The sequence below is a fragment of the Escherichia sp. WS3227_2 genome (assembly GCF_046486495.1).
GTDB classification, from domain to species: Bacteria; Pseudomonadota; Gammaproteobacteria; order Enterobacterales; family Enterobacteriaceae; genus Escherichia; species Escherichia coli.
Genome location: NZ_JBJQLG010000021.1, coordinates 1 through 24,747 on the forward strand (window position 1 = coordinate 1; position 24,747 = coordinate 24,747).

Genomic DNA, 24,747 nt, shown 5'->3' on the forward strand with positions numbered 1-24,747 from the left:
ATCAAAAAAGAATAAAACTCAGTCTTGGGGGACTCAGTCCGGTAGAATACCGGACTGAGCATCAAAAAGCCGGTTAACTGAAACTGTCCAGGTTTTGGGGTTCAGTTCAGTCAGCGTCGCATCAGGCATCAGTGCACAACGACGAGCTACTACAGCATATTCAGTACGTACTGGAATCGACAGGTAGAATCAATAGGTTGCCGCGAGGTGGTATCCACGCGAAGCACCATATCGTGAAGCTCTTTGTCGGTAATGGGGTGACGATTTGGTGTTACCGTCACTTTGGCATTGTCACAGCCCGATGAGGTGAAGGTGAGCATCTGCGACACCCAACGACAATAAGCACCACGATCGTCAGTATCGCCAAATTTGCTACCGTCACACAGTTTGCCGTCTTTCATCAGGTAGGTGGAGAGCGTTTTTTCAACTATCCCGCCGGTAGACTGGAGAGTTAACGTCTTATCACGCACAACCCGACTTTCATTCCAGGACACATCATACGGCTCTAACGGTATAGGTGGGCAAGAAGAGTTACTGACTGTGCGTCCGGAATAGGTTCCTGGACCGGGATCTATACGATCAGAGCTTTCTCCATGTGTCGATACCAACCACGGGCAGCCATGAACGTTAGTGTCTTCTTTCCAGACTTCAATTTGCATCTCATAACACGTCCAGATCGTCCTTTGCGCTCGGCTGTCATACTCTGCAAGCCCCGGACAAGATGATTTTGATATCTCTGTCATTGATATGACCTTTAATGATGGTGCAGGACCAGGCCCCGTCCAGCTTTGCATATCTAACCATCCCATGACCATACCGTAGGTATTTGGTGTCGCATAAACACCGTGATTGACGCTATCGGGGGTAAGAACATCAAGATAATAAACTACCTTCGTAGTGTGGCTTGCATACCCTACCGGTGTATACATTGTTGCGACATAAACTGACGCCTGTGCTCCGGTACTGACAATGAGCAATATCAGCAAGCCCCAAAAATAGCGTATTTTTTTCATTTAAATATACTCAAACGTGGCGGTTAACTGGGCGGTAAAATCACCGGGTGTTACATCACGCCCCTCTTTTGCCTGTAACCATGCTCTGAAATTAAGACTGTTATTGCCATCATTCAGCACAAAGGTCACCCCCGTCGTGTTATTAATAGCAACAGCAGTACCATCAGTAGTTTCCATACCAATGCCTACGCCCTGTGCACCGGAGGTATCATCCAGAGCCAGAAATCCCGGTTGCCCACTGTCTTCTGTTCCGGTCAGAGTAACTTTTACGCTGTACTGCGCTGGCCCATGGCAATCTTTCAGGCGAAAAACCACCGGTACACGATCGGACTGACCGCGCACCATCAAATCTTTGTGGCTGATATCAGCAAACTGTACCTCTGCCAACGTTCCAGCCTGTTCCACCGGAGTACAGGTTTTGCTCATCAGGTTGCCGTAAAAATGCAAATTATTAGCTGCCAGTGCTGAATGACTCACCAGCACCAGCACACCGCCCAACAGAAGGGTTTGCACCCTGATACATTGATATTTCTTCAGTTTGTTCATTGATAATCCACCTGCAATGTGGCGTAAGCGGAAAAGTTACCGTCAGTCAGCGTGGCATCGGAAGCTTTTACAGGTGCGGCCTTCAACTTCGGCAGGTTGGCGGGTGTCACGTTAAGCGGGGTATTCAGCTTAAAGGGCTGATCGTTTTGCTGGAGTTCAATCCCTAATCCCGTGACATCCGTCTGAATCGCCGCATCGTTATAGTTGGTCTGTGTACCGGTCCAGGTTAGCGTCATTACCCAGGCGTCATCGGTAATATCAGGGTCACACGTTATCTGGTACGGAACATCTTTGCGGTAATTAACCCCGTCAATATTGTCGATAATGACGTCGATAAACTGGATCTCAATATCATCACCATTGCTGACGGTGCAGACCGGAGGTTCGATCAGCGTACCCGTGAAGGTGATATCTTCCGGTGCGGCATGCGTTATGGTGCAAAAAGCGGATAATAAAATTAACGAGAGTCGTTTCATTGGTAATCCACCACCATTGTCATGCTGGCGTTAAACTGCGCGCCTGTCAGCGTCACGCCATCCTGTTTGACTGGCACTGCTTTGAGTTGTGGCTGGCTACTGACGCTAAATGGAGTCCAGGTATTGTCGCCAATCGCAAACAGAGAGTTATCTGCTACATTTTCAATACGAATGCCAAACCCGGTAATTCCCGTGCTTAACACCGTTTCGCCATTGATCGTGGTGGTTGTGCCCTTAAACTGCATCTGAAGGTCATCGCTCAGGCTATTGGCACAGTTCAGGGTATAACCTGCATCTTTGCGATATTCAGTACCATTGATTTTTTTGATGATCACATCACCAAAATCGACGTTACTGCCTTTTACGGTACAAGGAGGTGGTGGGTCTACCAGTACGCGCAATGTCAATGGCACACTTTTCGTTTCACCGGCAAGAACACTGCCCGTAAGCAGCACTCCTCCCAGCCCGGCCAAAAGTAGTCGTTTCATCTCACACTCCCGGCCTCAGCCTTTGCGACTCTGCTCTTCATCAACCTGGCAACTATTGCCGTTGCAGGTGAAAAAGAGCGGCATCCGTGCGCCATAGTCGTTGACATAGGTCAGTACCGGTACGCTACCCATCTTCACATTCAGCGGTGCAGAGGTTTTCGGCGACATCACTATTGGCGAGAAACCGGCTGCCGGATTGCCATTTTTCTGTGCGCTGGCATTACTGAAAATGACGTAATACGGCGTCGGGTTATTGACAGTAAATTCCTGACCGTTGCGGGTTAAGGTCACTTTATGCTGCCACGGTTTTTGCGTGGTGTTTTTTTCCAGAGCTTTCGGTCGCCAGAAAAGTTTGATACGCGTCTGAAGAGCGATTTGTAGCGTGTTGGATTTGTTCGATTTCGGCGGAATTTCGCGCACGTTGAAATAGAACATCGATTCCCGATCGGCAGGTAATTTATGAATATCCGGCAGGCCCTGAATTTTTACCTGACCATTCATCATTGCATCAATGCGCTGTACGGGCGGCAATACCGCCAGCGGCGAGCTGATTTTGACGCCCTTTTCATCTTCAATCCAGCTTTGCGCCAGATAAGGCAGTTTTGGGTCGTTATTACGCAGCGTCACGCTGATGGATTTATCGCTTTCATTAAAAATCAGGCGAGTACGATCGGGCGTTACTGACGCCTGAGCAGAAAAACTTACCGTTGCTGCCAGTAACGACAGTACCGTTGTCAATGTTTTGGCAGAGAGATGTTTAGTCATGGATCATTCCTTAATCACGTTATTGGTTCGATGAAACAGACATCGGCGGTTCCATTGGTGTCACCTGTTGTGTCTGCTCCTGAATGACGGGTTGAATATCATGCGGTATGACGGGAGAACTTCCCCCCTTTTGCTGGCATGGCAACAACAAGCCATTGAACAGGTCATTCGGTAACGGGTCTGGCAGGCTGATACCGCAGTGAGATTCACCCTCCCAGAAAACGGTCATATGTTCACCCGGTTTAACGCCTGCCAGATAAACATTACCTTCGTCATCAACCAATCCAACTTGTTGTTGATTATCGTTTTTCACTTCCGCCCCAAATGGCGGATGGCTGCCATCCTGCAAGCGCAGCACTGCCATCGCCTTCTCACCGCTGATCACCGCAAATTTACGGTAGCCAATAGCGCCTTCCGTCAGCGTTGCCTGAACCACTGATTTTGTAGCTTCAGCGTTTTCCGGCAGTTTGTTCAAATCGATATAAGCCTGGTTGCGGTAGTAATCATTCACATCAGCCACCACCGCTTTGCCGAACATGTTGGTATAAACGGCGGAACCATTACCTTCAACCGGCACATTAGCAACGCCATCAGCGTCGATTAACAGACGTGTACCGCCCATGTTTTGTGTACGATGCAGCGCCCCGCCGTGAGCGGTCAACGTTGCCCCGCCCTGTAAAGAGATCCCCGCTGAGGTGTATTGCCCTTCATGGTAGTTGGCACTGAGATCAACTTTTGCCAGAGTACCATCGTGGCTGTAGTAGCCATCCACGCTGCTGTGGTTTTCGCTGGTTCCGGCGCTTAACGTGTAGTGGCTGGCGTCATCAATGCGGTGATACAGGCTCACCTGATTGCTGTCGGCACCGCTGCCATAGTTGCCGTTGTAACTGATAGTGCTGTTGTCGCCCCACGGCAAACTTAAGGACAGATAAACACCCTTGTCGGCACTTTTATCGTATTCGTAGCGATAACCGGTCAGAGAAACGCTCAGGTTGCGAAGGCTTCCTAAATTGAAATAATGAGAAAGCATCATATTGTAGTTGGTCTGATCCTGGCGATCCCAGTAGGTATGGTGGGAATAGTTGAGATAGACCGAAACGCGCGCATCCGTGAAGTTCTGGTTATAGGTGACCGTATACATCTCTTTGTCGTTACCGGTGCGCGCCCGGTCGTCGTCGTTCGCATCCAGATACTCGCTCATGGTCATGTAGTTTTTTTCAGAGAAGCGGTATCCAGCAAACGTCACCCGACTGTTGAGTTCATCAAAATCTTTGGCATAGCTGACGCGATAAGAGTTGCCGTCCAGCGTTTTGTTGCCATACACGCTGTTATCGTCGAGTTGAACACGAGAGTGAGTGACATCAAACGCTAACGCGCCTAGCAGCGCCAGGTCACGACCGAGGCCCAGCGCCGCCGACTGGTAGTTTTCATCGGCTAACGCACCGCCGTAGAGCGACCAGCCATTGGCAATCCCCCACGATGCCTCGCCGCCCGAGAAGAAGCTACCTGCAACCTGATGGTCCCAGTTTTGTGGACGCCCCATTGTCACTTTGTAACGCACCTGGCCGGGGCGAGTCAGGAACGGCATGGACGCCGTGCTGACGTCGTATTCCTGTACCTGGCCGTTTTGTTCTTCAATGCGGACATGCAGCGTGCCAGAGACGGAATCGCCAATATCCTGAATGCGGAATGGCCCTGCGGGCACCTGGGTTTCGTAAATGACACGGCCCATTTGGGTTACAGTCACTTTAGCGGTAGTGTGTGCAACACCTGAAATATCGGGTGCGTAGCCGCGCAGGTTTGGCGGTAACATTTGATCATCGGTACTGATGCTGCCGCCAATGTAACTGAAGCCATCAAAAATATCGGAGTTGAGGTAATCTTCACCCAGCGAAAGTTTGGCTTTTAATGACGGCAAGGCGCGCCAGGCGTAGTAACGGCTCCACTCCCAGTTTTTTTGCGTACCGCTATCGTCGGTGTCGCCGTCATCGTTACTGCGGGTATGCTGATAATCGCTCTGCCAGTCAGCTCGTAAGCGCCACGGCCCCACGTTAACGCCGACCGTACCATTACCGCTGATGTCGTTGGTGTCATCACCCCCATTTTCATGTCGGGTTTGCGCGTTGATACTGTAATCGGCAATAAGCCCAGGGATACCGTCATCCCAGCGCGAAGGCGGGTCCCACTCGCTGTCGGTATATTCCAGATAAGCCTGCGGTACAGAAACAAGGAGTGCAGACTGGCCTAAATCGCCGCTAATTTCTGTACCTGCTAAAAGTGCCGTATTCAGACACTGACCATCGCGGATCCATTGCAAATTCTTCGCAATATCTTCCTTCAGACCAAACTGGGCAACCAGCTCTGGCGATAAGCAGGCATATGATTTATTCGGATCGTTTTCAGTTGCGTACCAGTAGATATCGTAGTCGTCAGGTAACGGCTGATTATTTACATGAACGCGTAAGTTATATTTACCCGGTTCTACATAGCCTTTTTGCGAAAAACGGCCCAAATCAATTTTGGTATTGCCTTTTAAATCAAGAAATCGGCCATCAAACTGAATGGTATCGTCTGCCAGGGCATTAAATGGACTCCCGGAAATTGCCAGAGCAATCCACCACGAAAGCCCCCGTAAACGGAGAAAAGAATGTTCTGGCATCGGCGTATCCATCCATGATTTTTTATAATTTAGTTATTTGGTAGTTATAAACCCCATAACTTTGCAGCTATGGGGGAAATACATTAGAGATACGTGATCTGGAACGTCGTCAGCGTTTCAAACGGTGCCGGTGTTGGTGTTACAGCAGCCGTTTCACCCACTAACCATGCTTTAAAGTTCAGAGTTTGTTTAGGTTTGCCTTTTCCCGTTGAACTGTCCTTCACGATAGGTTGCTTAATCTCTGCTCCCAGAGCATAACCTGTACCGTGCTGGTCACCAATAACCAGGCTAACGTTTGGAATTTCAGTTCCATTATCCATGTTAGACAGAGAATAGTTATCTGCGTTAGTGGAGTACGGATTACCGGTGAATGTGGTAGACATTGTCGTTTCAGTATTGAAATTACAGTCCTGTAAACGAATCTGGAAATCTTTTGGTGTGGTTGTTTTGCCGCCGGTTAAAGAACCCGTACCGATGCTGCCCATATCCACTTCCAGTTTATGATCGTCAGGAACAATTGAGCACGGGGAGTCTTCAATTGTGCCGTAAAATCTCACTGTACCGTTATTCCCTGCGGCAACGACTGATGCTGAAGTCAGCGCCCCCATGAGCATTGCCGTGGCAACTGCTGCTTTTACAAACTTACTCATTATTTGTCCTTAAATCATAAATAATTATAATATAAGCCAACTGAAATATTGACGCAGAGCTTCTTCAATTTTTACAGCGACTTTTAAGCAGCCAATGAACAGATTTTCAGCTCCTGAAAAAACAGGTTCCTTGATATAATATTCTTTGGCGTGCCGAACATGTTGATATTTTAATATGACTGATGCAATTTAAATTTTCTAACATTAAAAGTTAGAAATACTTAATTAATGGACGGGGATAATAATTACTGAAATTTTTCATCTCAGTTATGAAGAATGAGTTCAAAAAAACAGCAAATGCAAAAATTCAGTGAATAAATCAAAGTCAAAAACAATCACATGGCAATGACTATCTTGTGATATTAATTTCGCAACGATATAATATTAAAACACTATAATTAATATAAAATCAAGACCCAATAATATTTTTCACTTTAGTCATTATTTACCTAAAAATGCTTCCAGAAAAATAATTTATGAATAAAAGTAAATTTTCTTTCAATATGTAAATTTCCACAAATAAAAGCGTCATACCGTATAAAATTATGACTATTCGATCACAAGCGGATCATTGTTAGTACAATAAGATTAAAAAAATTCAACATTGCCAGAAAATAAAGGCCCGATAGCTTACGCCAGCGGGCCTTGTGCATGCGTATTAAATCGCCTTTGCCATCTTCAGATTACATGGGCTCATCTGCCAGTTAAATGTGCCGTTTCCGCTTTCATCAAGCGTTACGCTGGCAATGGCCGAGGTGGTAAACATAGGCGGCGTTTCGCCCGGACATAACTCAGCAACCAGATACCCGACTAAGGGTAAGTGGGAGATCACCAGTACCGAAGCAACACCTTCATTGGTCAACGCCTGTAAATAGGCACTGACCAGACCAACATCGCCGCAGGGCGTTAACTCCGGCAGAACTTCTGCACTGGAAGGCAGGTTCAGACAATCCCCTACTTCTTCCAGTGTTTGCTCGGCTCGCAGGAACGGGCTCACCAGAACGCGTTCGATTTCCACTTTTTGACCTTTCAGCCAGTTCGCCATCAGGCGAGATTCGTCACAACCGTTAGTAGTCAGAGGACGAACCGAATCACTGGCGGCATCGAGGGCTGCGTCGCCGTGACGCATGATAAAAACTTGCATATTGCACCGCTTTTGTTAACCAGATTCGCCCGTTTTCTTTCATCTGAAACCAGAGAAAGAAAACGGTGGCCGGCATTGTGCCTTATCCATTCACCGAATGAAACGCTGTTTTTTACCTCAATGGCGTAAGTATAGTCAATATGCGTTTACATTTTGAGCAACACTCCGCCATTCAGCGCGGATTCATATAGCTTTGACCTTCTTATTGCAGGTCAGTTGCAGTTGTTTTCCAAAAACTTTCCCCACGCTTGCTCATCTCGACTAAACGCTCGCAAGGGGTAAAACGGGAACCATACTGCGTGGCCAGTCGTTGCATTATTGCAACCACTTCACCCGCACCGAGAGAATCGATGTAGCGGAACGGACCACCGAGAAATGGCGGAAAACCAATGCCAAATACCGCGCCAATATCTCCGTCACGCACGCTACGGATAACCTGCTCTTCCAGACAACGTACTGCTTCATTCAGCATCAACATCACACACCGTTCAGCTACCTGCGGTGCGGAGAGTCGCCCCTGCCCTTGTGTGCCAATCAGCGGGTAAATGGCAGGATCGACCTGTTTTTTGCTTTTACGCCCTTTCTGACCATAAAGATAGAAACCCCGGCCATTTTTTCTGCCTTTGCGATCGTCGTTCAAAATTGAAGAAACAACATTTGCAGGCGCGCTAAAACGTTCTCCATAAGCGGCTTCCAGTACAGGAATAATTTTAGTCCCGGTGTCGATTCCTACCTCATCCAAAAGTTGGATTGGGCCTACCGGAAAACCAAATTTCACCAGCGCGGCATCAATGTGCTCTACCCGTTCACCTTCGGTCAACATGCGGATAGCTTCATTAATGTAAGGCGCTAAAATGCGATTGACGTAAAACCCGGCTTTGTCACGCACGACAATTGCCGTTTTACCCTGTTTTTTCGCCAGTTTTACTGTGGTAGCGATGGTTTGCGCCGATGTCCCCGCATGAGGAATAATCTCCACCAGCGGCATTTTTTCCACCGGACTGAAGAAATGCAGGCCAATAACTTGCTCAGGTCGCGTAGCGTGAGCGGCGATATCACCAATCGGTAAAGATGACGTATTCGAAGCAAAGATGGTATGAGCGGCGCAATTTTGCTCAACTTCCGCCACCATTTGTTGTTTTAATTCGAGATTTTCAAACACCGCTTCAATAATCAGATCGCGATGGGCAAAGCCGCGATAGTCTGTCGTTCCGGAGATTAATGCCAGCTGTTTGTCGCGTTCACTGGCTTTGAGATGACGACGGCGAACTTTGCCCTCCAGCTGATCCCAACTGTACTTCAGTGCATGATTTATGCCCTGCGGGTTGATATCTTTAATTCTGACCGGAAGCCCCGCTTTACAAGCAGTGACGTAAGCAATACCGCCGCCCATCAAGCCACCACCTAAAATTCCCACGCTGTTTAATGGCGCAGGCGGCGCATCACTGCCAGGATCTTTCTTCACTTCCGTACTGGCAAAAAAGATACTACGCAGCGCCTGCGATTGCGGCGTCATCGCCAGTTCGCCAAAAGCACGGGCTTCAGCGTCATAGCCGCTACTGGTGCCCTGCGCTAATCCCGTTTCGACAACCTCAAGGATGCGTTCTGTCGCCGGATAGTTACCCTGAGTTTTGTGTTCTGTTTTCTTGCCGACCATTTTGAACAGCAGCGCACGACCTAACGGCCCCGCCAGAATACGCTCGCGTACAGGTAGAGGGCGTGAAGATGGACGATCCTGCTTTGCCAGCTCAACAGCGGCTTCCAGTAAAATGGATTGCGGAACGACGTCATCCACCAGCCCCAGCTTTAATGCCTGTTTCGCCCGAAGTTGTTTTCCAGTGAGGATCATCTCCAATGCTGTGCTGACACCTATCAGGCGCGGTAAACGCTGGGTGCCGCCTGAACCGGGTAATAATCCAAGTTGTACTTCAGGCAAACCGAGCACCGTTTTAGGATCGTCAGTACACATGCGACCGTGGCACGCCAGCGCCAACTCCAGCCCACCGCCCAGGCAAGCGCCATGAATAGCCGCGATAACCGGAACGGGCAAAGCATGAATCTCCGCCATTAACTGTTGACCCTGCCGCGCCAGTGCTTCCGCTTCTTGCGCCGTTTTGCAGTTGGCGATCATGTTGATGTCTGCGCCAGCGATAAAGTTGTCCGGTTTCGCGGAGATAAACACCACGCCGCGCAACTCTTTGTTTTCACGGAGTTGCTTAATAATGGCGCGCACCTGCGAGGCAAACTCCGCCTTCAGGGTATTCATTTTCTCACCCGGTACGTCGATGGTGATAACAGCAATGTTGTCCAGACGGACATTAAGGGTAAACGCTGATGCCATTTCCATTATTCCGCCTCCACAACCATTGCCGCGCCAAGCCCACCCGCAGCACAGGCGGTCACTAATCCAAATCCACCGCCGCGACGGCGAAGTTCATGCAATGTCTGGGTAATCATCCGCGCGCCGGTCGCCGCGAAGGGATGCCCGTAAGCAATCGAACCGCCAAGCACGTTAAATTTGCTATCGTCCACTTCGCCAGTGGCATGTGCACGCCCCAGTACATCACGAGCAAAACGTTCGCTACCCAGCAACTGAATATTCGCCAGTGTCTGAGCTGCAAAGGCTTCGTGCATATCGAGCAATGTCAGATCGCTCATTGTCAAACCGGCACGTTCCAGCGCCAGCGGCGTTGACCAGGCCGGACCGAGCAACATGTCCTGCCAGACATCTATCGCAGTAAATGCGTAACTGCGCAGATACCCCAGCGGTACCAGCCCTAATTCTTTCGCCCGCGATTCGGTCATCAGGATCACCGCCGCTGCGCCATCGGTCAGCGGCGTACTGTTTGCTGCCGTTACCGTCCCGTGTTTACGATCAAACGCCGGACGCAACTTTGCGTAATCAGCAAGCGAGGAATTACCGCGAATATTGTTGTCTTCGGCAAGCGGTTGTTTATAAGGAGGGATAAAGGCAGTCATCACCTCTTCTTTGAGTTTACCGTCTGACCACGCCTGAGCGGCTCGCTGATGCGAACGGTGCGCTAATGCATCTTGCTGTTCGCGAGTAATACCGTAGGTTTTCGCCATTTGTTCAGCGGTGTCGCCCATCCGCAAGCCAGTAGAGTATTCCGCCACTGCCGGAGGCACCGGCATTAAGTCGCGCAAACGCAGGCGAGAGAAGAGTTTCAGGCGCTGGCTCATGGTTCGAGCTTTGTTGACATCAACCAGCACGCGCGCCAGTTTTTTACTGACGCCAATTGGCAATACGGAAGAGGAATCGGCCCCACCGGCAATCCCCGCGCGAATAGTTCCCGCCATCAGGCTTTCTGCGACGTTTGCAACCGCCTGGAAACTGGTAGCGCAAGCGCGGCTGACGCTGTAAGCATCGGTATGCACATTCATTCCAGTACCGAGAACAATTTCACGCGCAATGTTGGGGGCTTCCGGCATTTGTACGACCTGACCAAAGACCAGTTGTTCAATCACTTCGGCGGGAATTTCGCTGCGTGCCAGCAGTTCGCCTACCACCATCTTCCCTAAATCAACCGCGGGAATGCCATGAAAAGCCGTCGCCTGGCGGGCAAAAGGCGTACGTAAACCGCTAACAATGGCGATACGATCGCCCTGGCGGGTAACCAGCGGTAAAACCTGACCCATAACACTCCCCTGTAAAATAATAAATAAAGTGGTCTGACCTGATCATAGTCTTAACCATTTTTTTACATTTAGCCAAGTGGAGAAAAGGGAAAGTGGGAGCTATGACACAGAGAGAAAAGTAGAAGAGAAAATAAAACGCCCCTGCCAACAACTGACAGGGGCGTACGTACCCGAGAGGAATTAACGCAGACCCAGCTGGAAGATCAGCATTTCAGCTTCGCAGGCAAAAGTGAAATCGATATCCAGGCGCACACCGTCAGACTCTTCAGTGAAAGTCGGGGTGATTTTGCACGGTTCGGATTCCACGCTACGGGCTTTTTCAGTCAGCGCCGCCAGCGTTTGTTCTGCTTCTGCGCGGTTTGCAAACACGCGGCTGTAAGACGCGGTGCAGTCGGAGTTGTCCATAATGGTGCCAACATCCATACAGCAGCAAACCGGGGTTTCATCAGCACTACATTTACTCATCGTTGATTTCCTCTGTATGTGCACCCAAGGTGCCAGATAAACGTTGTGGATATTTTACGCTTCCGGAAAGTGCTGCTCCAGTTGTTAATTCTGCAAAATCGGATAAGTGACCGAAATCACACTTAAAAATGATCTAAAACAAAATTCACCCGAATCCATGAGTGCGCCACCTCCAAATTTTGCCAGCTGGATCGCGTTTCTTAGATCATATTTGAAAAAAGATAGAAACATACTTGCAACATTCCAGCTGGTCCGACCTATACTCTCGCCACTGGTCTGATTTCTAAGATGTACCTCAGACCCTACACTTCGCGCTCCTGTTACAGCACGTAACATAGTTTGTATAAAAATAAATCATTGAGGTTATGGTCATGAGCCAGAAAACCCTGTTTACAAAGTCTGCTCTCGCAGTCGCAGTGGCACTTATCTCCACCCAGGCCTGGTCGGCAGGCTTTCAGTTAAACGAATTTTCTTCCTCTGGCCTGGGCCGGGCTTATTCAGGGGAAGGTGCAATTGCCGATGATGCAGGTAACGTTAGCCGTAACCCCGCATTGATTACCATGTTTGACCGCCCGACATTTTCTGCGGGTGCGGTTTATATTGACCCGGATGTAAATATCAGCGGAACGTCTCCATCTGGTCGTAGCCTGAAAGCCGATAACATCGCGCCTACGGCATGGGTTCCGAACATGCACTTTGTTGCACCGATTAACGACCAATTTGGTTGGGGCGCTTCTATTACCTCTAACTATGGCCTGGCAACAGAGTTTAACGATACTTATGCAGGCGGCTCTGTCGGGGGTACAACCGACCTTGAAACCATGAACCTGAACTTAAGCGGTGCGTATCGCTTAAATAATGCATGGAGCTTTGGTCTTGGTTTCAACGCCGTCTACGCTCGCGCGAAAATTGAACGTTTCGCAGGCGATCTGGGGCAGCTGGTTGCCGGTCAGATCATGCAATCTCCTGCCGGGAAGACTCCTCAAGGGCAAGCATTGGCAGCTACCGCCAACGGTATCGACAGTAATACCAAAATCGCTCATCTGAACGGTAACCAGTGGGGCTTTGGCTGGAACGCCGGTATCCTGTATGAACTGGATAAAAATAACCGCTATGCACTGACCTACCGTTCTGAAGTGAAAATTGACTTCAAAGGTAACTACAGCAGCGATCTTAATCGTGCGTTTAATAACTACGGTTTACCAATACCTACCGCGACAGGTGGCGCAACGCAATCGGGTTATCTGACGCTGAACCTGCCTGAAATGTGGGAAGTGTCGGGTTATAACCGTGTTGATCCGCAGTGGGCGATTCACTATAGCCTGGCTTACACCAGCTGGAGTCAGTTCCAGCAGCTGAAAGCGACCTCAACGAGTGGCGACACGCTGTTCCAGAAACATGAAGGCTTTAAAGATGCTTACCGCATCGCGTTGGGAACCACTTATTACTACGATGATAACTGGACCTTCCGTACCGGTATCGCCTTTGATGACAGCCCAGTTCCGGCACAGAATCGTTCTATCTCCATTCCGGACCAGGACCGTTTCTGGCTGAGTGCAGGTACGACTTACGCATTTAATAAAGATGCTTCAGTCGATGTTGGTGTTTCTTATATGCACGGTCAGAGCGTGAAAATTAACGAAGGCCCATACCAGTTCGAGTCTGAAGGTAAAGCCTGGCTGTTCGGTACTAACTTTAACTACGCGTTCTGATAACGCGTTCGCCTGGATAAAGTCACCTGCTATGCAGGTGACTTTAACTCCCACACTTCAACGAAAGTTGTTTCCTCATTGCTTGCCTCCTGAGTTTTGCAAACAGCCTGATGGTAGCTTGCCCTTTCAAATCATTAAGTGGTATCCACAGACAAACCTGAAGGGAAAGGCATATTTTCAGACGTTCTGCTCGTCTTTCTCAAAGAGTTTACTTTTCTGAATTTCCAGGATACTCAAACCACCCTGGCTATTGTGCGCTCATACACTCAAATTAAAGATAGGGTCTAAATAAATGAGCGTTTTTTGATAGTCTATTTTATTAGGTAATATATATTTGTAACAAATCAATCAACATGGAATAAAATCATGCTACCATCTATTTCAATAAACAATACCAGCGCAGCTTACACAGAATCCATCAATGAAAATAACAATGATGAAGTTAATGGATTAGTACAAGAGCTCAAAAACCTTTTTAATGGTAAGGAAGGAATAAGCACCTGTGTTAAACATCTACTTGAGCTTATAAAAAACGCCATACGAGGAAACGACAATCCTGATATATTTAATATTAATAATTCCTCAGTTACTTATATTGATATTAACTCCAATGATACAGACCATATTACTATTGGTATCGATAACCAAGAACCAATAAAATTACTTGCGAGCTATAAAGACAAAGAACTCGTCCGTACTATCATTAATGACAACATAGTTGAGAAGACTCATGATGATATAAATAATGCTGAGTTTACTGATGGTATTATTGTTAGTGGTATTGATGATCGTAGTGATATTGGCATTGACTCCAATGATACAGACGATATTACTTTTGATATTGATATTGAAAATCAAGAACCAACAAGATCACCTGCGAACGATGAAAACAAAAAAGTCGGCCAAACCATCATCAATGAAAATGTAGTAGAGAATACTAATGATATCAATAACAAGAAAATGATCTTCAGCGCAATAAAAGAAATATATGATGAAGATCCAAGTTTTATCTTCGATAAAATATCACACAAACTCAGACATACGGTAACGGAGTTCGATGAGAGCGGGAAAAGTGAACCAACGGACTTATTTACCTGGTACGGTATAGATCAAAAAGGTGCCTCTCTCGCTATTGTAATTAAAAATAAAAATGGAAATGATTACTTATCTCTCGGTTACTACGATCAGGATGGCTACCACATTCAAAAAGGATTTCGTATTGATGGTGATAATCTCACCCAATATTGTAGTAAAAATGCCAGGAGTGCTTCTGCGTGGTTTGAACACAGTAAAGCAATCATTGCAGAATCATTTGCAACAGGTTCCGATCATCAAGTTGTAAACGAACTCAAAGGGGAAAGACTGAGAGAACCTAACGAAGCTTTTAATCCTTCAAATCTAGCAAGAGGATATCAATTTTAAGAGGATAATAGAAAATATACACTTGAGAATACAAAAGAAATAGTTTCTACTTTATTCGGTAACGAAGCTAACGCTGACCATTCTCAAAATATATATAAGCACTATAAGGAACTCAAAGGTAAAATTGAAGAAAATCTTCAAAATCGCCAGACGAAATATCAAAATGAAATTAATCAACTATCTGCGCCAGGTGTTAATTTTGATGATATTTAAAATTATTTTTCCAGTTTTTTGATTTTTCAACGCCTGAATATCGGAAATAGTCAGTGACGAACATCAGTATTTTTACATAATTACGTCCAGGTTATTGTCGGTTTATCTTCTTTTACTTGGGGTAATTGAGGGATAACAACAAAAAAGGTGAGTTTTGCGATTCACCTTTTTTATTTGTTTCTTATTCAGAATCGATATCTTTTAAATCATCCTGAATTGCTTGCGCGTTCGGATTTTCCTGCGGTTTGAGTTCGCCGCCATTAGCGATGAAATCATGACGCTGGAAGTACGCTTCGCGCACCATAATGTAAGGATCGGACGACTGACGCAGCAGACCATCGGAATCCAACAACTGCGCACGAGTTTCTATCCCTTCAAGCGTCCATTTACCCACAGACATCGGCCAGGTCAGCCAGGAAAGAACCGGGTAAAGACCATCCGCCATATCACCACCGTCATCACGCAGCGTGAAGCTACCGTAGAATGGTAACTGAACGTACGGCCCATAACCCACGCCATAATGACCAAGCGTACTACCGAAGCGGTGAGGTTCAGTCCGTTGCAGTTTCGGGTTCGCCATCCCTGCAACATCAATAAAGCCGCCCATCCCCAAAATGGTGTTCAGGAAAAAGCGGGTAAAGTGGACCATCCCCTGATAAGGGTCGCCCTGCAAGAAGTAGTTAACCATCACCGCAGGTTCTTCCAGGTTGCCCGTGAAGTTGCTCAAACCGTTACGCGCCGGTTGCGGAACATAATCACGCCAGGCGACAGCCACCGGTCGAACAACATACGGGTCTAATACATTGAAGTTGAAGTTGTACATGGTGCGGTTGAACCCTTCTAACGGGTCAGAACGCCCCTGCTGATCTGTACCGGAACTCGCACACCCCACCAGAAGCGTAGTTCCCAGAGCAAGCGCCGACAGGCGAAGCTTCATAAATGTCTCCCTGTTTTTTTATGGCTTATGCAGTTTGCCATCCATGACGGAACGATACCGTATCCGCCTGTTTAGGTGTGGGCGATTGTAACAGCACGTCAACTGATGTCCAGACGCCCTGATTTGCTGATTTGATCATAGCCTGGTAATCGCCGCCCTGTAGGCTACTTGATTCTATAGAAACAGAAAAAGGCAAACGCAGCCTTTTCTACATTTTCAGAGTAACTCCCGCCAGTTGCGAGCAAAAAAGCCGCTACGCTTTAGCTATACGTGCTAATTCAAGAGAAGAGACCATGGACAACGACAAAATTGATCAACACAGCGACGAAATTGAAGTTGAGAGCGAAGAAAAAGAGCGCGGCAAAAAAATAGAAATAGATGAAGACCGACTCCCCTCCCGGGCGATGGCAATTCATGAGCATATCCGCCAGGATGGTGAAAAAGAGCTGGAACGCGACGCAATGGCGCTATTGTGGTCAGCCATTGCGGCGGGTCTGTCGATGGGCGCTTCGCTACTGGCAAAAGGGATATTTCATGTCGAACTGGAAGGCGTGCCGGGCAGCTTCTTGCTGGAGAATCTCGGTTATACCTTTGGTTTTATTATCGTCATTATGGCCCGCCAGCAATTATTTACCGAAAACACCGTGACTGCGGTACTACCCGTCATGCAAAAACCGACAATGAGCAACGTCGGCTTACTTATGCGATTATGGGGCGTCGTGCTGCTGGGTAATATTCTCGGGACAGGTATTGCTGCATGGGCATTTGAATATATGCCTATCTTCAATGAAGAAACTCGCGATGCATTTGTCAAAATCGGCATGGATGTGATGAAGAACACCCCCAGCGAGATGTTTGCCAACGCGATCATTTCCGGCTGGCTGATCGCCACTATGGTATGGATGTTTCCTGCAGCGGGTGCGGCAAAGATTGTGGTGATTATATTGATGACCTGGCTTATTGCCCTGGGTGACACCACTCACATCGTTGTCGGTTCTGTTGAAATCCTCTATCTGGTGTTTAACGGTACGCTGCACTGGAGCGATTTCATCTGGCCCTTCGCACTACCTACTTTAGCGGGGAACATCTGCGGCGGCACCTTTATCTTCGCGTTAATGAGTCATGCACAGATCCGTAACGACATGAGCAACAAGCGCAAAGCCGAAGCACGCCAAAAAGCAGAACGTGCGGAAAACATTAAGAAAAATGATAAAAACCCGGCATAAATGGCGAGGGTTTAAGCAATCGAGCGGCAGTGTACTTACCCCGCAGTCCATTAGCGGGTATACTCATGCCGCATTGTCCTCTTAGTTAAATGGATATAACGAGCCCCTCCTAAGGGCTAATTGCAGGTTCGATTCCTGCAGGGGACACCAGATACCCTTCTAACAATATCTACCTTCGCCCCGTAAAAGATGGGTTTGGCAGCACACTTGCCCTATATCTACTCATTTTTACTGCAACAGGTTGAAATCTCAGCACTGTCAGAAAGCGCTGATGACTAAACAGCCCTGGGCCGGGCGATGTAACCATCACACAGAATCCTGATAGCGAAATATGGCGTGACTCGATACTTCACTCTGCAATGCATTCCTTGATGAATTCGCAGGCCCGTGATACACGGGACAGGTCGCTGAATGACGACAATGTCCTGGAAATCAGCGAACCGCGTATCCGGAGTACATTTGAGCGACTGTACCAGAACATGAATGAGGCGTTTGGATTAGGTGATTATTAGTTGGGCTAAGCATTTTAGTATTATTATTTTCCGGTTGAGGGATATGGAGATATCGACAACAACCGGAAAAAGTTTACGTCTATATTGCTGAAGGTACAGGCGTTTCCATCACTATTTGCTCGCGTTTTTTACTCAGGAAGAAAATGCCAAATAGCAACATCAGGCAGACAATACCCGAAATTGCGAAGAAAACTGTCTGGTAGCCTGCGTGGTCAAAGAGTATCCCAGTCGGCGTTGAAAGCAGCACAATCCCAAGCGAACTGGCAATTTGAAAACCAATCAGAAAGATCGTCGACGACAGGCGCTTATCAAAGTTTGCCACGCTGTATTTGAAGACGGATATGACACAAAGTGGAACCTCAATGGCATGTAACAGCTTCACTAATGAAATAATCCAGGGGTTAACGAACAGCGCGCAGGAAAGGATACGCAACGCCATAATCACAACACCGATAAGTAATGCATTTTTTGGCCCTACCCGATTCACAAAGAAAGGAATAATCGCCATGCACAGCGCTTCGAGTACCACCTGGAATGAGTTGAGATAACCATACAGGCGCGTTCCTACATCGTGTGATTCGAATAAACCTGCATAAAAGACAGGAAAGAATTGTTGATCAAAAATGTTATAGAAAGACCACGTCCCCACAATAAATATGACGAAAACCCAGAAGTTTCGATCCTTGAAAACTGCGATAAAATCCTCTTTTTTTACCCCTCCCGCATCCGCCGCTATGCACTGGTGATCCTTATCTTTAAAACGCATGTTGATCATCATAAATACAGCGCCAAATAGCGAGACCAACCAGAAGTTGATATGGGGACTGATACTAAAAAATATACCGGCAAAGAACGCGCCAATAGCATAGCCAAAAGATCCCCAGGCGCGCGCTGTTCCATATTCGAAATGAAAATTTCGCGCCATTTTTTCAGTGAAGCTGTCAAGCAAACCGCAGCCCGCCAGATAACCCAGACCAAAAAAGAGCGCACCCAGAATTAGACCTACAGAAAAATTGCTTTGCAGTAACGGTTCATAAACGTAAATCATAAACGGTCCAGTCAAGACCAGAATGAAACTCATACACCAGATGAGCGGTTTCTTCAGACCGAGTTTATCCTGAACGATGCCGTAGAACATCATAAATAGAATGCTGGTAAACTGGTTGACCGAGTAAAGTGTACCTAATTCCGTCCCTGTTAATCCTAGATGTCCTTTCAGCCAAATAGCGTATAATGACCACCACAGCGACCAGGAAATAAAAAAGAGAAATGAGTAACTGGATGCCAAACGATAGTACGCATTTCTGAATGGAATATTCAGTGCCATAATTACCTGCCTGTCGTTAAAAAATTCACGTCCTATTTAGAGATAAGAGCGACTTCGCCGTTTACTTCTCACTATTCCAGTTCTTGTCGACATGGCAGCGCTGTCATCGCCCCTTTCGCCGTTACTGCAAGCGCTCCGCAACGTTGAGCGAGATCGATAATTTGTCGCATTTCTCTTTCATCTGTAGATAATCCCGTAGAGGACAGACCTGTGAGTAACCCGGCAACGAACGCATCTCCCGCCCCCGTGCTATCGACACAATTCACAGACATTCCAGCAAAATGGTGGACTTGTCCTCGATAACAGACCACCACCCCTTCTGCACCTTTAGTCACCAACAGCATGGCGATCTCATACTCTTTTGCCAGGGCGCATATATCCCGATCGTTCTGTGTTTTTCCACTGATAAGTCGCCATTCTTCTTCCGAGAGCTTGACGACATCCGCCAGTTGTAGCGCCTGCCGCAAACACAAGCGGAGCAAATGCTCGTCTTGCCATAGATCTTCACGAATATTGGGATCGAAGCTGACAAAACCTCCGGCATGCCGGATCGCCGTCATCGCTGTAAATGCGCTGGTACGCGAAGGCTCAGCAGACAACGCAATTGAACAGAGATGTAACCATTCGCCATGTCGCCAGCAGGGCAAGTCTGTCGTCTCTAAAAAAAGATCGGCACTGGGGCGGACCATAAACGTAAATGAACGTTCCCCTTGATCGTTCAGATCGACAAGCACCGTGGATGTCCGGTGCCATTCATCTTGCTTCAGATACGTGATATCGACTCCCTCAGTTAGCAGCGTTCTTTGCATTAACGCACCAAAAGGATCATCCCCCACCCGACCTATAAACCCACTTATTCCGCCTAATCTGGCGATTCCCACCGCAACGTTAGCTGGCGCACCGCCAGGACAAGGCAGTAGCCGCCCGTCTGATTCTGGCAAGAGATCTACGACCGCGTCCCCTAAAACCCACACTTTGGCTGACATTTTTTTCCCTTAAATTCATCTGACTTACGCATAGTGATAAACCTCTTCTTCGCAAAATCGTCATGGATTTACTAAAACATGCATATTCGATCACAAAACGTCATAGTTAACGTTAACATTTGTGATATTCATCGCATTTATGAAAGTAAGGGACTTTATTTTTATAAAAGTTAACGTTAACAATTCACCAAATTTGCTTAACCAGGATGATAAAAATGACGCAATCTCGATTACATGCGGCGCAAAACGCACTAGCAAAACTTCACGAGCGCCGAGGTAACACTTTCTATCCCCATTTTCACCTCGCGCCTCCTGCCGGGTGGATGAACGATCCAAACGGCCTGATCTGGTTTAACGATCGTTATCACGCGTTTTATCAACATCACCCGATGAGCGAACACTGGGGGCCAATGCACTGGGGACATGCCACCAGCGACGATATGATCCACTGGCAGCATGAGCCTATTGCGCTAGCGCCAGGAGACGAGAATGACAAAGACGGGTGTTTTTCAGGTAGTGCTGTCGATGACAATGGTGTCCTCTCACTTATCTACACCGGGCACGTCTGGCTCGATGGTGCAGGTAATGACGATGCAATTCGCGAAGTACAATGTCTGGCTACCAGTCGGGATGGTATTCATTTCGAGAAACAGGGTGTGATCCTCACTCCACCAGAAGGAATCATGCACTTCCGCGATCCTAAAGTGTGGCGTGAAGCCGACACATGGTGGATGGTAGTCGGGGCGAAAGACCCAGGCAACACGGGGCAGATCCTGCTTTATCGCGGCAGTTCATTACGTGAATGGACTTTCGATCGCGTACTGGCCCACGCTGATGCGGGTGAAAGCTATATGTGGGAATGTCCGGACTTTTTCAGCCTTGGCGATCAGCATTATCTGATGTTTTCCCCGCAGGGAATGAATGCCGAGGGATACAGTTACCGAAATCGCTTTCAAAGTGGCGTAATACCCGGAATGTGGTCGCCAGGACGACTTTTTGCACAATCCGGGCATTTTACTGAACTTGATAACGGGCATGACTTTTATGCACCACAAAGCTTTTTAGCGAAGGATGGTCGGCGTATTGTTATCGGCTGGATGGATATGTGGGAATCGCCAATGCCCTCAAAACGTGAAGGCTGGGCAGGCTGCATGACGCTGGCGCGCGAGCTATCAGAGAGCAATGGCAAACTTCTACAACGCCCGGTACACGAAGCTGAGTCGTTACGCCAGCAGCATCAATCTATCTCTCCCCGCACAATCAGCAATAAATATGTTTTGCAGGAAAACGCGCAAGCAGTTGAGATTCAGTTGCAGTGGGCGCTGAAGAACGGTGATGCCGAACATTACGGATTACAGCTCGGCACTGGAATGCGGCTGTATATTGATAACCAATCTGAGCGACTTGTTTTGTGGCGGTATTACCCACACGAGAATTTAGATGGCTACCGTAGTATTCCCCTCCCGCAGGGTGACATGCTCGCCCTAAGGATATTTATCGATACATCATCCGTGGAAGTATTTATTAACGACGGGGAGGCGGTGATGAGTAGCCGAATATATCCGCAGCCAGAAGAACGGGAACTGTCGCTCTATGCCTCCCACGGAGTGGCTGTGCTGCAACATGGAGCACTCTGGCAACTGGGTTAACATAATATCAGGTGGAACAACGGATCAACAGCGGGCAAGGGATCCGCGTCACTCTTCCTCCTTCACGACCTTCAATAATATGCAATGCAGCTTCCCGCCCGATAATGTCATGTGGAAGCTGAATTGTGGTCAGCGGCGGTAAAAACAGATGCCCGACGCCAACCAGATTATCAAAGCCCATTACGGCGACATCCTGCGGGATACGTACCCCCTTCGCCAGGAGAACCTGATAAGCGACAAAGGCTGCGCGATCGTTACCACATATCAGAACATCAAAATCTGGTTTGCCAGATTTGAAGTGGTCATTGAGTAAACTTGCGAGATCGGTGTAGTGATCATCACCTGTTGCCATGTGAAATTGTTTCACCTCAGCCAGATCTCGTCCAGCATCACGCCAGGCCTGCTCAAATCCCTGCCGACGATACCCTGTTGCCAACGCACTTTCCGGTAGCCAGAAGCATAACGGTTGACGATAGCCCGCCGCGAGCAAATGCTGTGTTGATTCATATTGTGCAGTGTAATCATCAGGGATATAACTGGGTAACGCTGGGTCATCCGCCACACAGTTCGCCAATACAATATTTTCACCATACAGAGACTCAGGCAGCGTGATATGTCGCAGCCCCATTGTAGTATAGATAATGCCATCCGGACGGTGGGCAAGCAGCTGACGTGCCGCGCGGGCAGCGTCATCTTCAGAAAAAATATTGATTAAAAAACTATTCCAGCCGAACTCGCTGGCGGTTTGCTCAATGGCAAGCAGAATATCAACAGAGAAAGGAGTGGTAGCAGTGTCCTGCGCCAGCACGGCGAGAGTCGACGGCTTACGTCCTTGAGCGCGCATCTTACGGGCGGAAAGATCAGGAACATAATTCAGGGTCTGGATTGCCTGCAATACGCGGTCACGCGTTGCAGGACGCACAGATTCTGCATTATGCATCACCCGGGAGACTGTCATCATCGACACTCCCGCCAGGCGTGCGACATCCTTTAATGAAGCCATACCCAAGCCGTTTGCCGTAAAACGGGCACTGTAGCAGAAACAGACGTCACTGGCGAGATCCAACGATATTCTCAACGCCCTATCACCCGACACGGCAATACAATAAAAAATAACAATAATTCCCGGACAATTGTGCCCAATTCCGCCTCTGTTCTCGCCAACGAGTAACCATATAGGCAAGTAGGTAAAACATGCCAACTGGCATCGCCAACCTGGAGAAGAAAATATAAATATGGATCATTGTGCTGCCGCTGTATCCCGACATCAGCCCGGAAATTATTGCGATTGCTATCGGTTCAGGTGCGATTGGCTGCACGATCGTTACGGACTCGCTTTTCTGGCTGGTGAAGCAATATTGCGGCGCTACGCTCAATGAAACATTTAAATACTATACGACAGCGACATTTATCGCTTCAGTCGTCGCTCTGGCGGGCACATTCCTGCTGTCATTTATCATCTAAGCGCAAAGAGACGTACTATGGAAAACGCTAAAATGAACTCGCTCATCGCCCAGTATCCGTTGGTAAAGGATCTGGTTGCTCTTAAAGAAACCACCTGGTTTAATCCTGGCACGACCTCATTGGCTGAAGGTTTACCTTATGTTGGCCTGACCGAACAGGATGTTCAGGACGCCCATGCGCGCTTATCCCGTTTTGCACCCTATCTGGCAAAAGCATTTCCTGAAACTGCTGCCACTGGGGGAATTATTGAATCAGAACTGGTTGCCATTCCGGCTATGCAAAAACGGCTGGAAAAGGAATATCAACAACCGATCAGCAGGCAACTGTTACTGAAAAAAGATAGCCATTTGCCCATTTCCGGCTCCATAAAAGCACGCGGCGGGATTTATGAAGTCCTGGCACATGCAGAAAAACTGGCTCTGGAAGCGGGGTTGCTGACGCCTGAAGATGACTACAGCAAACTGCTGTCTCCGGAGTTTAAACAGTTCTTTAGCCAATACAGCATTGCTGTGGGCTCAACCGGAAATCTGGGGTTATCAATCGGCATTATGAGCGCCCGCATTGGCTTTAAGGTGACAGTACATATGTCTGCTGATGCCCGAGCATGGAAAAAAGCGAAACTGCGCAGCCATGGCGTTACGGTCGTGGAATATGAGCAAGATTATGGTGTTGCAGTCGAGGAAGGACGTAAAGCAGCGCAGTCTGACCCGAACTGTTTCTTTATTGATGACGAGAATTCCCGCACGTTGTTCCTTGGGTATTCCGTCGCAGGCCAGCGTCTTAAAGCGCAATTTGCCGAGCAAGGTCGTATTGTCGATGCTGATAACCCTCTGTTTGTCTATCTGCCGTGTGGTGTTGGCGGTGGTCCTGGTGGCGTCGCATTCGGGCTTAAACTGGCATTTGGCGATCATGTTCACTGCTTTTTTGCCGAACCAACGCACTCCCCTTGTATGCTGTTAGGCGTCCATACAGGATTACACGATCAGATTTCTGTTCAGGATATTGGTATCGACAACCTTACCGCAGCGGATGGCCTTGCAGTTGGTCGCGCATCAGGCTTTGTCGGGCGGGCAATGGAGCGTCTACTAGATGGCTTCTATACCCTTAGCGATCAAACCATGTATGACATGCTTGGCTGGCTGGCGCAGGAAGAAGGTATTCGTCTTGAACCTTCGGCACTGGCGGGTATGGCCGGGCCTCAGCGCGTGTGCGCATCAGTAAGTTACCAACAGATGCACGGTTTCAGCGCAGAACAACTGCGTAATGCCACTCATCTGGTGTGGGCGACGGGAGGTGGAATGGTGCCGGAAGAAGAGATGGAGCAATATCTGGCAAAAGGCCGCTAATTAATTTTCAATGCAGCATCGCCATCCTTTCCCTGGGTGAGCGATGCTGCCGATGGCGCAGGCTTAAGATTCTACCGTCTTACCTGCTAT

Annotated in this window: 21 protein-coding genes, 1 tRNA gene and 2 pseudogenes; 9 read left to right on the top strand and 15 right to left on the bottom strand. The window is 48.1% G+C overall.

The window, feature by feature from the left end; all coding sequences use genetic code 11:
* Positions 1–149 precede the first annotated feature (149 nt).
* The 11 genes from ACJHXB_RS22125 to ACJHXB_RS22175 form a co-directional block, all read right to left on the bottom strand.
* Entirely contained in the window at positions 150–1,013 is an 864-nt protein-coding gene (locus ACJHXB_RS22125) for a StfH/YfcO family fimbrial adhesin (RefSeq protein WP_001604682.1), read from the bottom strand.
* Positions 1,014–1,559, bottom strand: a complete 546-nt coding sequence (locus tag ACJHXB_RS22130; protein WP_001037532.1) for a fimbrial protein — start codon at positions 1,557–1,559, stop codon at positions 1,014–1,016.
* Positions 1,556–2,035: a fimbrial protein gene (locus ACJHXB_RS22135; RefSeq protein ID WP_000826832.1), complete on the bottom strand. Its 480-nt coding sequence runs from the start codon at positions 2,033–2,035 to the stop codon at positions 1,556–1,558. The genes ACJHXB_RS22130 and ACJHXB_RS22135 overlap by 4 nt, the downstream gene beginning before the upstream one ends.
* Positions 2,032–2,523, bottom strand: a complete 492-nt coding sequence (locus ACJHXB_RS22140; RefSeq protein WP_000826024.1) for a fimbrial protein — start codon at positions 2,521–2,523, stop codon at positions 2,032–2,034. The genes ACJHXB_RS22135 and ACJHXB_RS22140 overlap by 4 nt, the downstream gene beginning before the upstream one ends.
* A gap of 15 nt (positions 2,524–2,538) precedes the next feature.
* Positions 2,539–3,288, bottom strand: a complete 750-nt coding sequence (locus tag ACJHXB_RS22145; RefSeq protein ID WP_000160648.1) for a fimbria/pilus periplasmic chaperone — start codon at positions 3,286–3,288, stop codon at positions 2,539–2,541.
* A gap of 19 nt (positions 3,289–3,307) precedes the next feature.
* Positions 3,308–5,947, bottom strand: coding sequence for a fimbrial biogenesis outer membrane usher protein (locus tag ACJHXB_RS22150; protein WP_001114067.1), 2,640 nt, complete (start codon positions 5,945–5,947; stop codon positions 3,308–3,310).
* 83 nt (positions 5,948–6,030) lie between these two features.
* The gene (locus ACJHXB_RS22155) at positions 6,031–6,597 is read right to left on the bottom strand and encodes a fimbrial protein (RefSeq protein WP_000033308.1); all 567 of its coding nucleotides are present in this window, start codon (positions 6,595–6,597) and stop codon (positions 6,031–6,033) included.
* Positions 6,598–7,255: 658 nt separating this feature from the next.
* Complete coding sequence (sixA, locus tag ACJHXB_RS22160) at positions 7,256–7,741, bottom strand: phosphohistidine phosphatase SixA (RefSeq protein WP_001195819.1); 486 nt, start codon at positions 7,739–7,741, stop codon at positions 7,256–7,258.
* A gap of 202 nt (positions 7,742–7,943) precedes the next feature.
* Complete coding sequence (gene fadJ, locus ACJHXB_RS22165; protein ID WP_000425035.1) at positions 7,944–10,088, bottom strand: fatty acid oxidation complex subunit alpha FadJ; 2,145 nt, start codon at positions 10,086–10,088, stop codon at positions 7,944–7,946.
* A complete protein-coding gene (gene fadI, locus ACJHXB_RS22170; RefSeq protein WP_000531946.1) occupies positions 10,088–11,398 on the bottom strand; it encodes an acetyl-CoA C-acyltransferase FadI in 1,311 nt (436 codons plus the stop codon). The genes fadJ and fadI overlap by 1 nt, the downstream gene beginning before the upstream one ends.
* A 180-nt stretch (positions 11,399–11,578) precedes the next feature.
* Positions 11,579–11,863 carry a YfcZ/YiiS family protein gene (locus ACJHXB_RS22175; RefSeq protein WP_001296261.1) on the bottom strand — a complete coding sequence of 95 codons (285 nt, stop codon included), beginning with the start codon at positions 11,861–11,863 and terminating at the stop codon, positions 11,579–11,581.
* Positions 11,864–12,234: 371 nt separating this feature from the next.
* Between ACJHXB_RS22175 and fadL the strand changes: the two genes are divergently transcribed.
* From fadL to ACJHXB_RS22190, 3 genes and pseudogenes are all read left to right on the top strand, one after another.
* Positions 12,235–13,575 carry a long-chain fatty acid transporter FadL gene (gene fadL, locus ACJHXB_RS22180; RefSeq protein WP_001362313.1) on the top strand — a complete coding sequence of 447 codons (1,341 nt, stop codon included), beginning with the start codon at positions 12,235–12,237 and terminating at the stop codon, positions 13,573–13,575.
* A 366-nt stretch (positions 13,576–13,941) separates the two neighbouring features.
* On the top strand, positions 13,942–14,997 hold the full coding sequence (locus ACJHXB_RS22185; RefSeq protein ID WP_000937806.1) for a hypothetical protein: 1,056 nt from the start codon (positions 13,942–13,944) through the stop codon (positions 14,995–14,997).
* Between the two features lie 30 nt (positions 14,998–15,027).
* Positions 15,028–15,210 (top strand): annotated as a pseudogene (locus ACJHXB_RS22190) (hypothetical protein); the annotation flags it as partial.
* A 181-nt stretch (positions 15,211–15,391) separates the two neighbouring features.
* Here ACJHXB_RS22190 and mlaA read toward each other — a convergent pair.
* Positions 15,392–16,147, bottom strand: coding sequence for a phospholipid-binding lipoprotein MlaA (mlaA, locus tag ACJHXB_RS22195; protein ID WP_000776779.1), 756 nt, complete (start codon positions 16,145–16,147; stop codon positions 15,392–15,394).
* Between the two features lie 293 nt (positions 16,148–16,440).
* Between mlaA and ACJHXB_RS22200 the strand changes: the two genes are divergently transcribed.
* From ACJHXB_RS22200 to ACJHXB_RS22210, 3 genes are all read left to right on the top strand, one after another.
* The gene (locus ACJHXB_RS22200; protein WP_000368131.1) at positions 16,441–17,373 is read left to right on the top strand and encodes a formate/nitrite transporter family protein; all 933 of its coding nucleotides are present in this window, start codon (positions 16,441–16,443) and stop codon (positions 17,371–17,373) included.
* 75 nt (positions 17,374–17,448) lie between these two features.
* Positions 17,449–17,523 (top strand) — tRNA-Arg (locus tag ACJHXB_RS22205).
* 179 nt (positions 17,524–17,702) lie between these two features.
* Positions 17,703–17,885 carry a DUF4942 domain-containing protein gene (locus ACJHXB_RS22210; protein ID WP_223362157.1) on the top strand — a complete coding sequence of 61 codons (183 nt, stop codon included), beginning with the start codon at positions 17,703–17,705 and terminating at the stop codon, positions 17,883–17,885.
* A gap of 79 nt (positions 17,886–17,964) precedes the next feature.
* Here the strand turns inward: ACJHXB_RS22210 and ACJHXB_RS22215 are convergent, their stop codons facing one another.
* Positions 17,965–19,212 (bottom strand): oligosaccharide MFS transporter, encoded by a 1,248-nt coding sequence (locus tag ACJHXB_RS22215; RefSeq protein WP_001197031.1) that lies wholly within the window; start codon positions 19,210–19,212, stop codon positions 17,965–17,967.
* 71 nt (positions 19,213–19,283) lie between these two features.
* Positions 19,284–20,198, bottom strand: a complete 915-nt coding sequence (locus ACJHXB_RS22220) for an aminoimidazole riboside kinase (protein WP_001274877.1) — start codon at positions 20,196–20,198, stop codon at positions 19,284–19,286.
* Positions 20,199–20,413: 215 nt separating this feature from the next.
* Between ACJHXB_RS22220 and cscA the strand changes: the two genes are divergently transcribed.
* Positions 20,414–21,847: a sucrose-6-phosphate hydrolase gene (gene cscA, locus ACJHXB_RS22225; RefSeq protein ID WP_001559548.1), complete on the top strand. Its 1,434-nt coding sequence runs from the start codon at positions 20,414–20,416 to the stop codon at positions 21,845–21,847.
* Positions 21,848–21,854: 7 nt separating this feature from the next.
* Here the strand turns inward: cscA and ACJHXB_RS22230 are convergent, their stop codons facing one another.
* Entirely contained in the window at positions 21,855–22,850 is a 996-nt protein-coding gene (locus ACJHXB_RS22230) for a LacI family DNA-binding transcriptional regulator (RefSeq protein ID WP_001315771.1), read from the bottom strand.
* A 242-nt stretch (positions 22,851–23,092) separates the two neighbouring features.
* Between ACJHXB_RS22230 and ACJHXB_RS22235 the strand changes: the two are divergent.
* Both ACJHXB_RS22235 and dsdA read left to right on the top strand, forming a co-directional pair.
* A pseudogene (locus tag ACJHXB_RS22235) lies at positions 23,093–23,311 on the top strand (D-serine transporter DsdX); the annotation flags it as partial.
* A 17-nt stretch (positions 23,312–23,328) separates the two neighbouring features.
* On the top strand, positions 23,329–24,657 hold the full coding sequence (gene dsdA, locus ACJHXB_RS22240) for a D-serine ammonia-lyase (protein WP_000426453.1): 1,329 nt from the start codon (positions 23,329–23,331) through the stop codon (positions 24,655–24,657).
* Positions 24,658–24,747 lie beyond the last annotated feature (90 nt).

Excerpts from the sequence above, each read along its gene's own strand:
- ACJHXB_RS22125 (WP_001604682.1), bottom strand. The coding sequence starts at position 1,013 with ATGAAAAAAATACGCTATTTTTGGGGCTTGCTGATATTGCTCATTGTC.
- ACJHXB_RS22130 (WP_001037532.1), bottom strand. The coding sequence starts at position 1,559 with ATGAACAAACTGAAGAAATATCAATGTATCAGGGTGCAAACCCTTCTG.
- ACJHXB_RS22135 (WP_000826832.1), bottom strand. The coding sequence starts at position 2,035 with ATGAAACGACTCTCGTTAATTTTATTATCCGCTTTTTGCACCATAACG.
- ACJHXB_RS22140 (WP_000826024.1), bottom strand. The coding sequence starts at position 2,523 with ATGAAACGACTACTTTTGGCCGGGCTGGGAGGAGTGCTGCTTACGGGC.
- ACJHXB_RS22145 (WP_000160648.1), bottom strand. The coding sequence starts at position 3,288 with ATGACTAAACATCTCTCTGCCAAAACATTGACAACGGTACTGTCGTTA.
- ACJHXB_RS22150 (WP_001114067.1), bottom strand. The coding sequence starts at position 5,947 with ATGCCAGAACATTCTTTTCTCCGTTTACGGGGGCTTTCGTGGTGGATT.
- ACJHXB_RS22155 (WP_000033308.1), bottom strand. The coding sequence starts at position 6,597 with ATGAGTAAGTTTGTAAAAGCAGCAGTTGCCACGGCAATGCTCATGGGG.
- sixA (WP_001195819.1), bottom strand. The coding sequence starts at position 7,741 with ATGCAAGTTTTTATCATGCGTCACGGCGACGCAGCCCTCGATGCCGCC.
- fadJ (WP_000425035.1), bottom strand. The coding sequence starts at position 10,088 with ATGGAAATGGCATCAGCGTTTACCCTTAATGTCCGTCTGGACAACATT.
- fadI (WP_000531946.1), bottom strand. The coding sequence starts at position 11,398 with ATGGGTCAGGTTTTACCGCTGGTTACCCGCCAGGGCGATCGTATCGCC.
- ACJHXB_RS22175 (WP_001296261.1), bottom strand. The coding sequence starts at position 11,863 with ATGAGTAAATGTAGTGCTGATGAAACCCCGGTTTGCTGCTGTATGGAT.
- fadL (WP_001362313.1), top strand. The coding sequence starts at position 12,235 with ATGAGCCAGAAAACCCTGTTTACAAAGTCTGCTCTCGCAGTCGCAGTG.
- ACJHXB_RS22185 (WP_000937806.1), top strand. The coding sequence starts at position 13,942 with ATGCTACCATCTATTTCAATAAACAATACCAGCGCAGCTTACACAGAA.
- mlaA (WP_000776779.1), bottom strand. The coding sequence starts at position 16,147 with ATGAAGCTTCGCCTGTCGGCGCTTGCTCTGGGAACTACGCTTCTGGTG.
- ACJHXB_RS22200 (WP_000368131.1), top strand. The coding sequence starts at position 16,441 with ATGGACAACGACAAAATTGATCAACACAGCGACGAAATTGAAGTTGAG.
- ACJHXB_RS22215 (WP_001197031.1), bottom strand. The coding sequence starts at position 19,212 with ATGGCACTGAATATTCCATTCAGAAATGCGTACTATCGTTTGGCATCC.
- ACJHXB_RS22220 (WP_001274877.1), bottom strand. The coding sequence starts at position 20,198 with ATGTCAGCCAAAGTGTGGGTTTTAGGGGACGCGGTCGTAGATCTCTTG.
- cscA (WP_001559548.1), top strand. The coding sequence starts at position 20,414 with ATGACGCAATCTCGATTACATGCGGCGCAAAACGCACTAGCAAAACTT.
- ACJHXB_RS22230 (WP_001315771.1), bottom strand. The coding sequence starts at position 22,850 with ATGGCTTCATTAAAGGATGTCGCACGCCTGGCGGGAGTGTCGATGATG.
- dsdA (WP_000426453.1), top strand. The coding sequence starts at position 23,329 with ATGGAAAACGCTAAAATGAACTCGCTCATCGCCCAGTATCCGTTGGTA.